The organism is Actinoallomurus sp. NPDC052274, from assembly GCF_040679475.1.
Classification (GTDB): Bacteria; Actinomycetota; Actinomycetes; order Streptosporangiales; family Streptosporangiaceae; genus Actinoallomurus; species Actinoallomurus liliacearum.
Map to the genome: position 1 here is coordinate 35,890 of NZ_JBFAUT010000028.1, position 12,586 is coordinate 48,475.

The window sequence follows — 12,586 nt, forward strand, 5'->3', positions numbered from 1 at the left end:
TGGTGACCTCAGCCGCATGATGACCTCAGCCCCGTGATGACCTCAGCCCCGTGATGACCTCAGCCGCATGGTGACCTCCACGATCTGCTCGCGCCACTCCCCTGGTGACACGTCCGCCTGGCGGGCACTGCCCGGTGTGAGACAGCACCCGCCAGGAGCCGGTCGCCTCGCGATGCCCCGTCCCCTCAGCTCGCCTCGTCGAGTTGCTCCGGGGTGATGTCGAGCGGGACGGACCAGGGCGGCAGGCCGCTGACGAACAACTCGTGCAGGAGCCGCGCCATGGAGTAGTGCGGGTCGGCGGCCAGCGCCCGGTCCAGCGCGAGGTTGGCCAGCGCGCCCTCGCCCGCCCGCCAGGCCGCGAACGCCAGCAGGCAGGCCGGCCCCGGCAGGTAGGGCTCGGCCACCCGCCGCACGACGTCCCGCCAGAGCCGGATGTGTGCGCCGATCTCACCGTCGTCGATGCGCACCCATGCCTCGTCGCGGACCCGGAGGTTGACGAGGAGGACGCCGAGCCAGGCGACCTCCTCGTCAGTGGGCGGATCGCCGCCCGCCCGCGCGCGCTCGATGAGGAGCCGGACCAGCCGCACCCCTTCCTCGACCACCCGACGCGCCACTCCGCCCCGCTCCGCGACGGCCCTGGCCACCCCGGCCGTGCTCACGCCGACCTCGGCGGGGCCGGCCGGAGCCGGGCCGGCATTGAGGGAGTCGACCGAGGTCGAACCCCCCGCAGCGGCGCCACCGGGAATCGCCGTGCCCGAACCCGCGCCACCCGAAGCAGCGCCACCCGAAGCCGCACAGCCCTGAACCGAGGCGCACGAGGCAGCGCCACCGGAACCCGCAGCACCCGAATCCGCACCGCTCGGGATCGCGGCGGCGGCGTCGGTCGTGCGGCCGCCTTCGGTCGCGATGGCCTCGGCCCAGGAGGTGAGGCGGCGCTCGGCGCGGTCGGTGGCCTGCCGCATGGCCTCGCCGCCGACCGGTGCGATCATCCGCGCCAGCTCCTCGCGGTCCGGCAGGGCGACCAGGCCTCCCGCGATGGCCGCCGCGGCCACCGCGCTGCCGCGCGCGTCGACGAACGTGCCCTCCGGCGGGCAGCAGGCCGGGTCGGTGCACAGGTAGGACCAGTAGCGGTCGTCCTCGACGCGCAGGACCTCGCGGAGCCGCACGCCGTCGCGGGCGAGGCGGTCGCCGACCCGCTCGACGACGGGCGTCACCCGCACGCCGGGGCCGTAGCCGGTGAGGATGACGTCGGCGGGCCGGCGCCGGGTGATGAGCTCGGTGACGTGGTCGAGAAGCGCGTCCGAGGCGGTTAAGTCGAGCCGGATCGCGTATGCGCCGTCCGCGCCGCCGCAGCACAGCACGACGACGCTGTCCGTGGGATGGAACCCGACGAGATAGGGAATCGCGGTGACGACGTCGGCGGGCGACCGGAGCCGCAGAGTGTTCGGTCTCATGCCCTGAGCCTCCCGTGCCCGTCTCCGCTCCCGACACCCCCGGAATCGCTTCTGTGGAAAACCGCAGGCCCCGATGGCAGGCGCCGGAGCCCTACCCGGGTCAGGTGTGCGTGCGGAATGCTCGGTAAAGGCAGGAGCGAGACGGCGGTTCGAGGTGCTTGACGGCGATTCGAGCCGCCGCTCACCGAGGATTCCGCGCATCGACCGCACGCACGGGACAACACCGAACCAACGACAAGCCCGCGGCAACCACCCGACGCCATCGTCCGGCCCTGCCGCGGCGGCGGCCTGGTGAGCGTCCACCCGGCGGGCGCGATCGACGGGTCGGTGCAGACTTGTCGGGTGGATCTACGCGAAGCACTCCCTCTCTGGGAGCCGACGCCGGGATGGCTCAACACCGCCAGTTACGGGCTGCCGCCGCGTCCGGCCGTGGAGGCGGTGCAGCGGGCGCTCGGCGAGTGGCAGCGCGGCGATGTGCCCTGGTCCGTGTGGGACGTCTCCACGGGGCGGGCGCGGGCGGAGTTCGCCCGGCTCGTCGGCGCCGAGACCGATGACGTCGCCATCGGCGCCGCCGTCTCCCAGCTGCTGGCCCCGGTGGCCGCGTCCCTGCCGTCCGGGGCACGCGTCGTCGTACCGGAGATCGAGTTCACCTCGAACCTGTTCCCCTGGCTGGTCCGGGACCTCGACGTGCGGACGGTGCCGCTGGACGAGGTCGCGGACGCCGTCGACGGCCGTACGGCGGTGGTGGCGTTCAGCGTCGTGCAGTCGGCCACCGGCGAGATATCCCCGGTCGAGGACATCCTGGCGGCGGCCCGGGCGAACGGCGCGCTGGTGGTGGCCGACGCCAGCCAGGCGGCCGGCTGGCTGCCGCTCGACGCGACGCGGTTCGACGTGCTCGCGTGCGCGGCGTACAAGTGGCTCATGGCACCGCGCGGCGCCGCCTTCTGCTACGTCGCCCCGGCCGTACGGGATCGGATCCGGCCGGTCGCGGCCGGCTGGTACGCCGGGGACGAGCCCGGCGGTGAGCCGCACGCGTATTACGGGCCGCCGCTCCGGCTGGCGCCGACGGCCCGCCGGTTCGACCTGTCGCCGGCGTGGTTCTCCTACGTCGGGGCGGCTCCGGCGCTGGAACTGCTCAACGTGGTCGGGGTGGAGCGGATCCACGCCCACGACGTCGCGCTCGCCGACCGGTTCCTGCGGGGCCTGGACCTGCCGCCCGCGGGCAGCGCGATCGTGAGCGTCGACCTGCCCGGTGCCGCGGAGCGGCTGGCGGCCGCGGGGGTGCGCGCCGCCGTACGGGACGGGCGGCTGCGGGCCGCGTTCCACCTGTACACGACCGACGCCGACGTGGATCTAGCCCTCAACGCCCTGACCTGATACGCAACGGACTGACAAAAAGTCGGATTTGTCCCATCGATCGGAACACTGGGCATGGGCGACAGATGATGCGAGGGTTACAGAAACGTGTCATCTGCTCACGGTGGTGATCGCGGCGAATGCCCACACCCTACGAAGAGAGGCCGTGGCTCCGCTTCTACGCGGAAGGAGTCCCCGCCGACGTCGAAGTGCCGGACGTTCCGCTCACGCGGCTGCTCGACGCGTCGGCCGACCGCTTCGCCGGCCGTCGGGCGCTGGAGTTCCTCGGCCGTTCGATGACGTACGCCCGGCTCCGCGACGCGGTCGACCGATTCGCGACGGCGCTGGCCGCACTGGGCGTCCGTAAAGGCGACCGGGTCGCGGTCATCCTGCCCAACTGCCCGCAGGAGGTCATCGCCTTCTACGCGGTGCTGCGGCTCGGCGCGGTGGTGGTCCCCACCAACCCGCTGTACACCTCGTCGGAGCTCCGGCACCAGCTCGCCGACTCCGGTTCCCGCGTGGTGGTCGTCTTCGACAAGGCGTACGAGACCGTGCACGAGGCGAGGCCCGGGACGATGGTCGAACACGTCATCGTCACCTCACTGCCCGACTACCTGCCCTTCGTCAAACGGGAACTGCTCAAGCTCCCGCTCGCCAGGGCGCGCCGGCTGGCCGACGAACTGAGCACCGAAGTGCCCGCGGACGCGCCCGTCCTGTGGTTCGACGACCTGCTCAAGAAGACCACCGAACCCCACCCGCAGGCGATGGTCGACCCGTTCCGCGACCTGGCGGTCCTGCAGTACACCGGCGGCACCACGGGTCGGCCGAAGGGCGCCATGCTCACCCACCGCAACCTCGTCGCGAACGCGCTGCAGACCACGGCGTGGGACCCCGCGATCCAACAGGGCCAGGACGTCACCCTGGCCGTCGTTCCGCTGTTCCATGTCTTCGGCCTGACGTTCTGCCTGACGTGCACGATCCTGATCGGGGGAACGGTCGTGCTGATCCCCCGCTTCGACCTGCAGCTCGTACTGGACGCCATCCACAAGCACCGGCCGACGCTGTTCCCCGGCGTACCACCGCTGTTCCAGCAGCTCGCGGCGGCGCCCGAGGCGAAGAAGGCGGGGGCGGGGGCGATCCGCACCTGTGTCTCGGGGGCGATGCGGCTCGCCCGTACGACGGTCGACGCTTTCAAGGCGGGTACGGGCGGTCAGGTCATCCAGGGGTACGGGATGACCGAGACGTCGCCGGTGGTCATGGCCAACCCCCTCGACGGCAACGCCCGGCACGTGTCCGTCGGCACTCCTCTGCCCAGCACCGAGGCGCGGATCGTGGACGAGAACGACCCGTTCCGCGTCCTCCCCGTCGGTTATCCGGGCGAACTGCTGGTCCGCGGCCCCCAGGTGTTCGCGGGGTACTGGAACCAGCCCGCCGAGACCGCGGAGACCCTCTCTCCGGACGGCTGGTTCCGGACCGGGGACATCGCGATGATGAGCCCGGACGGCTACTTCACGCTGATCGACCGCAAACGGGACGTCATCATCGTCGACGGCTTCAATGTCTACCCCTCGGAGGTCGAGGCCGTCCTGCAGACGCATCCGGCCGTCGAGGAGGCCGCCGTCGTCGGAGTGCCGGAGCCGGGCCACGGCGAGGCGGTCGCCGCGTACGTCGTCCCGAAGCAGCCGCACCGGCCGAGCCAGGATGAGCTGCGGGCCTACTGCGCGCAGCACCTCGTCGCGTACAAGGTGCCCGCCTTCGTCGAGTTCCGCCCGTCGCTGCCCCGCAACATGCTCGGCAAGGTCCTGCGCCGGGTCCTCCGGGAGGAGAACACCCTGCCCTGACCCGTGCCCCCGGCGCCGCGCCACCGCCGCGCACGCCGGCTCGGTCGGCCGTCGCGCCGCAGATCCCTGCGCCACCGCGGAGGGCGCGCTCCTCGGCTCAGCTGCCGTCGCGCCGGGCGCCCCGCGGGTCACCACGCCACCCCTGGGGGGCACAACCTCGGCCCGGCCGCGGGCGCGCCACAGATCACCGGCGTCGCCCCTGTGGACGTCGTCCTCCCCCCCGACCGCCCGGCGCGCCACAGGCCACCGCGTGGCCCCTGTGGACATCGTCCTCGGTCGGCCGGCGTACCCGGCAGGCCACGCGCCACCGCGATGCCCCTGAGGGGTGGTCGCCTCGGCTCAGTCGGCGCTGTCGAGGCGGCGCAGTGCCGCCTTGACCGTGGCGGAGTCGAACGTCGTCCAGAACGGCGGCAGCGACGACCGCAGGAAACCGCCGTAGCGCGCCGTGGCCAGCCGCGGGTCCAGGATGGCGACCACCCCGCGGTCGGTCATCGACCGCAGCAGGCGTCCGGCGCCCTGCGCGAGGAGCAGCGCGGCGTGCGTCGCGGCGACGGCCATGAAGCCGTTGCCGCCGTGCGCGGCGACGGCCCGCTGGCGGGCCGAGGACAGCGGGTCGTCGGGACGCGGGAACGGGATGCGGTCGATCACCACCAGCCGAAGCGACGGCCCCGGCACGTCGACGCCCTGCCACAGGGACAGCGTGCCGAACAGGCAGGTCGCCTCGTCGTCGGTGAACTGCTTGATGAGCTGGGACGTGGAGTCGTCGCCCTGGCACAGCAGCGGGTGCGTGAGGCGGCCGCGCAGTGCCTCGGCGGCCTGCTTGGCGGCCCGCATCGAGGAGAACAGGCCGAGCGTACGGCCCCCGGCGGCCTCGATGAGCTCGGTCAGCTCGGTGAGGTACGCCTCGGGCAGGCCGTCGCGGCCCGGCTGCGGAAGCTGCCGCGCGATGTAGAGGATCCCGCTGCGGGCGTGGTCGAAGGGCGACCCGACGTCCAGCCCCGACCACCGCAGCGGCCGTTCGGCGCCGTCCTTCTTCGCCGGCTCGTCGCCCTCGGGCGGCTCGGACGCCTCCGCGGCGCCGTCCGCCGCCGTGCCGAGGGGCGGCAGGCCCCACTGCCGGGCCAGCGGCTCGAAGGACCCGCCCAGCGACAGGGTCGCCGAGGTCAGCACGGTCGTACGGCGGCCGAACAACCGCTCGCGCAGCAGGCCGCCGACGCCCAGCGGCGCGACCCGCAGCGCGGTGGGCCGCCGGGAGTCCTCGGTGAAGGGCCGGTCCAGCCAGACGACGTCGTGCCGGGAGGCCAGGTCGGCCTCGAACGTCTCCAGGAGCCGCCCGGCCGTGTCGTGGATCTCCTCCAGCGCGGTCAGGGCGGCCCGGCCAGCGCCGAGCCGCTCGGCGTCGTCCTCGGCGGTCTTGAGGCTGGTGCGCAGGGCGGTCGCGCAGCCGTACGCGGCGTCGCGGATCGAGAGGAGGACCCCGCCGAGGGCCTGCGGCAGGACGTCCATGCGGCCCGCGTTGGTGTCGGCGAGGATGGGCTGCAGCGCCTCACCCGCCTCCTTGAGCCGGTCGGCGAGATCCTCCTCGATGAGGCGGCCGCAGCGGCGCGCGGCGAACTCCACGGCCGACGCCGACAACTCGGCGGTGGCCACCGAGGTCACCCGGTCGACGAGCTCGTGCGCCTCGTCGATGATCGCGACGTCGTGTTCGGGGAGGACCTGGAACTCCTCGAGCGCGTCGATGGCCAGCAGCGCGTGGTTGGTGACGACGACGTCCGCCTCTCCGGCCTTGTCCCGGGCGCGCTCGGCGTAGCACTCGGTGCCGAACGGGCAGCGCTGCGCCCCCAGGCACTCGCGGGCGCTCACGGCGACCTGACGCCACGCCTGCTCGGAGACGCCGGGGACGAGCTCGTCCCGGTCACCCGTCTCGGTGGTCTCGGCCCACTCGTGGATGCGCTGCACCTGCCGCCCCGTCGCGGAGACCGACTGGGCGTCGAAGAGGATCTCGTCCGGGTCGTCCGGCTCGTCGACCTGCATCCGGTGCAGGCACAGGTAGTTGCGCCGGCCCTTGAGGATCGCGAACGCCGGCTCGCGGCCCAGCAGCGGCGTCAGGGACTCGGCGAGACGCGGCAGGTCGCGCTCGACGAGCTGGCGCTGCAGCGCGATCGTCGCCGTGGACACCGCGACACACGCGTTCTCGGCGACCGCGTGGCGGACGGCGGGGACGAGGTAGGCCAGGGACTTCCCGGTGCCGGTGCCCGCCTGAACGGCCAGGTGCTCACCGGACTCGATGGCGTGGGCGACGGCCTCGGCCATCTTGACCTGTCCCGGCCGCTCGGCGCCGCCGACGCCGGCGACCGCGGCGGCGAGCAGGGGTCCGACGCCGGGAACGTCGGTCTTTTCCGGAGAGTCGAGGAGGTCGTCGGCCACCCGGTCAACGCTACCGGGCGACCGGGACCGCTCGCCGCCACAGCCGCACTTTCCCCGCCGGTCTCAGGGACCTCCGGCTGGTGATGCGGCCGCCCTCCGGACAGGTACGCGGCTCCGTACGGGAACACCGCGGTCGACGACGAAATCCGCCCGCCCGCGGACGGATCCCCGGGACCGGTCACGACCGCGCGGCCAGGCGGTCAGGGACGGCAGGCCGTCAGGCCCGGCAGGCCGCCAGGGACGACAGGCCGTCAGGGACGACAGGCCGTCAGGGCCGGCAGGCGTCCGGGCCCGCTCCGCGACCGCGCGCGGCCAGGCGCGCTCCGCGCCGGCAGGCGGTCGGGCCCACCCGGCGGCCGCGCGGTCAGGCGCGCTCCGCGAGCACGAGCGCCAGGAGGCCCGGGAACGCCCGGTCGAACTCCGCTCGCCGGAGGCGGTTGAACCGGCGCGGTCCCTCGTCGCGCTGCTCGATCAGCCCGGCGGCGCGCAGCACGGCGAAGTGGTGGCTCCGGGTCGCCTTGGACACAGGCAGGTCGAACGTGCCGCAGGCGCGCGTCCAGTCCGGCTGTCCGGCGAGTTCGCGGAGGATCGTGCGGCGCACCGGGTCGGCGACCGCGTCCAGGGCGTCCTGGAGCGGCACCTGGGACGGATGCCGATGCGTCAGCCCCCGAGCGCGCGCCGACGACCCCCGCGCCTCGGTGTTCGATTCTCGTCGTACACTCATGTGGTCGACCTCCATCGAACACTCTAGGCGAGGAGTCACAGTGATCAACCACACCGACCCGGCGTACGGCCCGAACGCGCGCAACCGTCTGCCCGAGGCGGCGGACCCGTCTCCCGCGGGCGCGCACGCGGCCCTGGAGTCCTTCTACTACGCGCTCAACCACCGCGACCCGGAAGCGCTACGGGAGGACTGGAGCGACCATCCCCTCGCCCAGCTCAACAACCCGCTCGGCGGCGTCCTGCGCGGCGGCGACGCGGTCGCCGGCCTGTACGAGAAGATCTTCACCGGGCCGGTGCGCGTGGAGGTCACCTTCGGCGACGTCGTCGAGTACGTCGGCGCGGACCACGCGGTGTTCGCCGGACGCGAGGTCGGGACGTACACGGGACCGGACGGCGTGCCGGTGCCCCTGCGAATCCGGACGACCCGGTACTTCCGCTACGAGGACGGGCGCTGGCGCCAGTTCCACCATCACGGCAGCATCGACGATCCGGACGCTCTGGCGGCGTACCAGCGCGCCGTGACGGGCTGACCGAGCCGCGGCGTCCCTCAGGCCGCGCGCCCGACCGCCGCCGGTGCGCCGGACCTCGGAGATCGGCGACCCCGACGGTCGGCATCAGACGCCACGCGCGGGACCTCGGAGATCGGCGGCCCCCGACGGTCGGCATCAGACGCGACGCGCCGGACCTCGGAGATCGGCGTTCCCGACGCTCGGGCGTCAGGCGCGACGCGCCGCAGACGAGGCCGGCCGTCCTCGACGGTCCGGGCCTCGGACGCGGCGCGCCAGTCATCGGGAGCGGCGGATCGGGTTCAGGCGCGGCGGGTGGCGAGGAACTCGCCCAGCCTGCCGATCGCCTCTTCGAGGTCGTCGGCGTGCTGCAACGTGACGATCCGCAGGTGGTCCGTTGTCGGCCAGTTGAAGCCGGTGCCCTGGACGACGAGGATCTGCTGGCTCTCCAGCAGATCCAGCACGAACTGCTGGTCGTCGTCGATGGGGTAGACCTCCGGGTCCAGTCGCGGGAAGACGTAGAGCGCGCCGGAGGGCTTGGCGCAGCTCACGCCGGGGATCTCGTTGAGGAGCCGCCAGGCGCGGTCGCGTTGCTCGCGCAGCCGGCCGCCGGGCAGGACGAGGTCCTTGATGCTCTGGTGACCGCCGAGCGCGGCCTGGATGGCGTGCTGCCCCGGCACGTTGGGGCACAGCCGCATGTTGGCGAGCATGTCCAGGCCCTCGATGTAGGATTCCGCGTGGTCCTTGGGCCCGGCGACGACCATCCAGCCGGAACGGAACCCGCAGACGCGGTACGCCTTGGACAGACCGGAGAAGGTCAGGGACAGCACATCCGGGGCGAGCGGCGCGATCGAGACGTGCTCGGCGCCGTCGTACAGGATCCGGTCGTAGATCTCGTCGGCGAGGATCAGCAGCCCCCGCCGCCGGGCCAGCTCCGCCACGCCCTGCAGGAGCTCCCGGGAGTAGACCGCGCCGGTCGGGTTGTTCGGATTGATGATGACGATGGCCTTGGTGGCCGGTGTGATCTTCGCCTCGATGTCCGCGAGGTCGGGCATCCAGCCCTGCTCCTCGTCGCAGAGGTAGTGCACCGGCGTGCCGCCGCACAGCGACACCGAGGCCGTCCACAGCGGGTAGTCCGGCGCCGGGATCAGCACCTCGTCCCCGTTGTTCAGGAGCGCCTGCAGGGCCATCACGATCAGCTCGGACACGCCGTTGCCGAGGTAGACGTCCTCGACGCCGACTCCGGGGAAGCCCTGCTGCTCGTAGTGCTGCACGACCGCCCGGCGGGCGGACAGGATGCCCTTGGAATCGCTGTAGCCGTGCGCCGCCGGCAGGTTGCGGATGACGTCCTGGAGGATCTCGTCGGGGGCCTCGAACCCGAACGGCGCGGGGTTGCCGATGTGCAGCTTGAGGATCTGGTTGCCCTGAGCCTCCAGCTGCATGGCCCGCTTCAGGACCGGTCCCCGGATGTCGTACAGGACGTTGGCGAGCTTGTCCGACTGGCTGACCTGCATGGGGACACCTTAACGGGGCGCCCCCCGAGCCGTCGTGGGGATTACCGCGCCGCGCCACCGGGCCGCCCGCCGGAAAGACATGATCATTTGGACACCGCGTCCAATAGTGTGACGGGCGCAACAAACAATCAGGCTTGATTGCATGTTTCTCGCGACCTACCGTCGGAGATGTGTCAGTGAGCAGCCGCCGACGTCCCGGTCAGGTCGCGCGCCGCGCTCCCCGCACCCAGGAGGAGCGGCGGGCGGAGACGCAGACCCGCCTGCTGGACGCGACCGTGGAGTGCCTGGCCGAGCTCGGCTGGGCCGGCACCTCGACGACCGAGGTGGCCCGCCGGGCCGGCGTCTCGCGGGGCGCGCAGCAGCACCACTACCCCACCAAGATGCTGCTGGTCGGCGCCGCGCTCGAGCACCTCCTGGAGCGGCAGCGGCTCGCGTTCGAGCGGGCGTTCGCCGCCCTGCCTGCCGAGCGCCGCAACGTGGAGGGCGCGCTCGACCTGCTGTGGGACACGTTCCGCCAGGCACCCGCACTGGCCCTCATGGAGCTCGCGATGGCCGCGCGCACCGATGTGACGCTGCGCGAGCTGAGCATCGACATCAACGAGCGGATCATCGCGGTGATCCTCGAGGTGTTCCAGCGGCTCTTCCCCGAGTCGGTGGACGAGGAGACGGCGGGGACGCTCATCCGAGCCGTGTTCGCCATGTTCGTCGGGCTCACGTTGCAGAACTCCCTGGACGATGACGCCCACGGCCGCCAGGCGGCGGTGCTGGGTCAGGTCAAAGCGCTGGCCCGCCTGCTCATCCCGGATCCCGTCTGAGGGAGAAAGTCATGTCCAACCCCCCGAGCGAGACACTCGACGAGGAGATCCACGCGACGGTCGAGGACCGCGCGGCCTACACCGGCGTGATCCAGCGTCTGTCGAAGGCGTCGGTCGACAAGCACTGGGACGCCTACGCCGACATCCCCTGGTCCGACCCCGACTTCGCGGTCGACCCCGACGACCCCCGCTGGATCCTGCCGTCCGTCGACCCCCTCGGCCGTACGGAGTGGTACCGCTCGCAGCCGCCGGAGGTGCAGTCCCGGATCGGCCTGTGGCGAGTGGCCACGATGATGAAGATCGGCCTGCAGTTCGAGAACCTGCTCAAGCGCGGGCTGCTGAGCTACGCCTACCGGCTGCCGAACGGCTCTCCGGAGTTCCGCTACGTCCTGCACGAGGCGAGCGAGGAATGTCAGCACGCGATGATGTTCCAGGAGTTCGTCAACCGGACGAAGATGCCGATCCGCGGGATGCCCAAGGCCCTGGACGTCCTGTCCCAGGTCGCCCCGCACATCCCGCGCATCTCCACGGAGCTGTTCTTCGTCTTCGTGCTGGGCGGCGAGGATCCCATCGACTACGTCCAGCGCAAGACGGTCAAGAACGGCGAGGCGAAGCATCCGCTGCAGGAGACGATCATGCGGATCCACATCGCCGAGGAGGCGCGGCACATCTCGTTCGCCCGTCACTACCTCCGGCACCGCGTGCCCACGATGCCCGCCCCCCGCCGCCGGGCGCTGGGCGTGGCCACGCCCCTCGTCCTCGGCCTCATGGCGCGGATCATGCTCGCTCCCCCGGGCCCGATGGTGCGGCACTTCGGCATCCCGAAGGACGTCGTCCGCGAGGCGTACGGCACGGACGACTGGACCGCGGAGTTCAAGAACTGCGTCGCCAAGATCCGCGACCTCGCCGCCGAGCTCGACCTGATCACCCCTGTCAGCAAGCGGGTCTGGAAGGCCGTCGGCCTCTGGGACACGCCGAAGCCGCGCCGGGCCCGAGCCGCCCGCTGAGACACCAACGAGGAGCCCTCGCATGACCTCCCGGATCGCCATCGTCACCGGCGGAGCCTCCGGCATCGGCCGGGCCATCGCGGCCGCCCTCGCGGCCCGCGGCGACATCGTGACCGTCGCCGACATCGACGTCGACGGTGCCGAGAAGCTCGCGGCCCGGCTGTCCGAACGCGCGCCGGCCACGGCCGCCGCCCTGGACGTGACCGACGCCGACGCGGTCGCCGCGCTGTACCGGTCGGTCCGGGAGGAGCACGGCCGTCTGGACCTGGTGTTCAACAACGCCGGCATCGCGGTCGGCGGGATGACCGAGGAGCTCACCCTCGACCACTGGAACCGCACGATCGACGTGAACCTGCGGGGCGTCGTCCACGGCGTGCACGCGGCGTACCCGATCATGCTGGAGCAGGGGCACGGACACATCGTGAACACCGCGTCGCTGGCCGGCCTCGTGCCCGCGCCGCTGATGCTGCCCTACACCGCCACGAAGCACGCCGTCGTCGGGTTGAGCCTGGCGCTGCGCGCGGAGGCCGCGAGCCGGGGCGTCCGGGTCAGTGTGATCTGTCCGGGTTTCGTCGACACGCCCCTGCTCGACAACGCCAATCCGGACCTGCCGCCGACCGAGACCGGCAGGAACGCCCGGCGGGCGGCACAGCGCGTGCAGCGCAGGCTCTACTCCCCCGCCGCGCTGGCCCGTGACGTGCTGCGGGGGATCGACCGGAACGACGCGCTCATCGTCGCGCCGGCGTCCGGGCGGGCGGCGTGGCTCGGTGCGCGGCTGTCGCCCCGGGCGGCGGTCCGCATCGCCGGCCTGAGCGTGCGGCGCATGCGCGGCCTCGCCGGCTGACCGCGCCCCGCGCCCTCCGCCCCCGCGTACGGCGACGCAGGCGGACCACGCCCCACGTCCCCCGCCCCCGCGTACGGCGGCGAGGGCGCTCATCGGCGG

The 12,586-nt window shown here is 72.7% G+C and carries 10 protein-coding genes; 6 read left to right on the forward strand and 4 right to left on the reverse strand.

What is annotated here, in order from left to right; translation table 11 throughout:
• Positions 1 to 185: 185 nt before the first annotated feature.
• Positions 186 to 1,454, reverse strand: coding sequence for a DUF4192 domain-containing protein (locus AB0K82_RS23660; RefSeq protein WP_364400321.1), 1,269 nt, complete (start codon positions 1,452 to 1,454; stop codon positions 186 to 188).
• A gap of 342 nt (positions 1,455 to 1,796) precedes the next feature.
• Here AB0K82_RS23660 and AB0K82_RS23665 point away from each other — a divergent pair, with 342 nt between their 5' ends.
• On the forward strand, positions 1,797 to 2,831 hold the full coding sequence (locus AB0K82_RS23665) for an aminotransferase class V-fold PLP-dependent enzyme (protein ID WP_364400324.1): 1,035 nt from the start codon (positions 1,797 to 1,799) through the stop codon (positions 2,829 to 2,831).
• A gap of 119 nt (positions 2,832 to 2,950) precedes the next feature.
• Positions 2,951 to 4,651 carry an AMP-binding protein gene (locus AB0K82_RS23670; protein ID WP_364400327.1) on the forward strand — a complete coding sequence of 567 codons (1,701 nt, stop codon included), beginning with the start codon at positions 2,951 to 2,953 and terminating at the stop codon, positions 4,649 to 4,651.
• A gap of 339 nt (positions 4,652 to 4,990) precedes the next feature.
• On the opposite strand, the gene AB0K82_RS23675 is transcribed toward AB0K82_RS23670, so the two are convergent.
• On the reverse strand, positions 4,991 to 7,078 hold the full coding sequence (locus AB0K82_RS23675) for an ATP-dependent DNA helicase (protein ID WP_364400330.1): 2,088 nt from the start codon (positions 7,076 to 7,078) through the stop codon (positions 4,991 to 4,993).
• A gap of 364 nt (positions 7,079 to 7,442) precedes the next feature.
• Positions 7,443 to 7,802 (reverse strand): ArsR family transcriptional regulator, encoded by a 360-nt coding sequence (locus AB0K82_RS23680; RefSeq protein WP_364400333.1) that lies wholly within the window; start codon positions 7,800 to 7,802, stop codon positions 7,443 to 7,445.
• Between the two features lie 40 nt (positions 7,803 to 7,842).
• Between AB0K82_RS23680 and AB0K82_RS23685 the strand changes: the two genes are divergently transcribed.
• On the forward strand, positions 7,843 to 8,331 hold the full coding sequence (locus AB0K82_RS23685; protein ID WP_364400336.1) for a nuclear transport factor 2 family protein: 489 nt from the start codon (positions 7,843 to 7,845) through the stop codon (positions 8,329 to 8,331).
• Between the two features lie 278 nt (positions 8,332 to 8,609).
• On the opposite strand, the gene AB0K82_RS23690 is transcribed toward AB0K82_RS23685, so the two are convergent.
• Entirely contained in the window at positions 8,610 to 9,821 is a 1,212-nt protein-coding gene (locus tag AB0K82_RS23690) for a pyridoxal phosphate-dependent aminotransferase (RefSeq protein ID WP_364400339.1), read from the reverse strand.
• 170 nt (positions 9,822 to 9,991) lie between these two features.
• Between AB0K82_RS23690 and AB0K82_RS23695 the strand changes: the two genes are divergently transcribed.
• From AB0K82_RS23695 to AB0K82_RS23705, 3 genes are read left to right on the forward strand one after another with little or no spacing between them, the layout of a single operon-like run.
• Complete coding sequence (locus tag AB0K82_RS23695; protein WP_364400342.1) at positions 9,992 to 10,636, forward strand: TetR/AcrR family transcriptional regulator; 645 nt, start codon at positions 9,992 to 9,994, stop codon at positions 10,634 to 10,636.
• An 11-nt stretch (positions 10,637 to 10,647) separates the two neighbouring features.
• Positions 10,648 to 11,643: a diiron oxygenase gene (locus tag AB0K82_RS23700; RefSeq protein WP_364400345.1), complete on the forward strand. Its 996-nt coding sequence runs from the start codon at positions 10,648 to 10,650 to the stop codon at positions 11,641 to 11,643.
• A gap of 22 nt (positions 11,644 to 11,665) precedes the next feature.
• Positions 11,666 to 12,487: an SDR family oxidoreductase gene (locus tag AB0K82_RS23705; protein ID WP_364400348.1), complete on the forward strand. Its 822-nt coding sequence runs from the start codon at positions 11,666 to 11,668 to the stop codon at positions 12,485 to 12,487.
• The last annotated feature ends 99 nt before the right edge of the window (positions 12,488 to 12,586 follow it).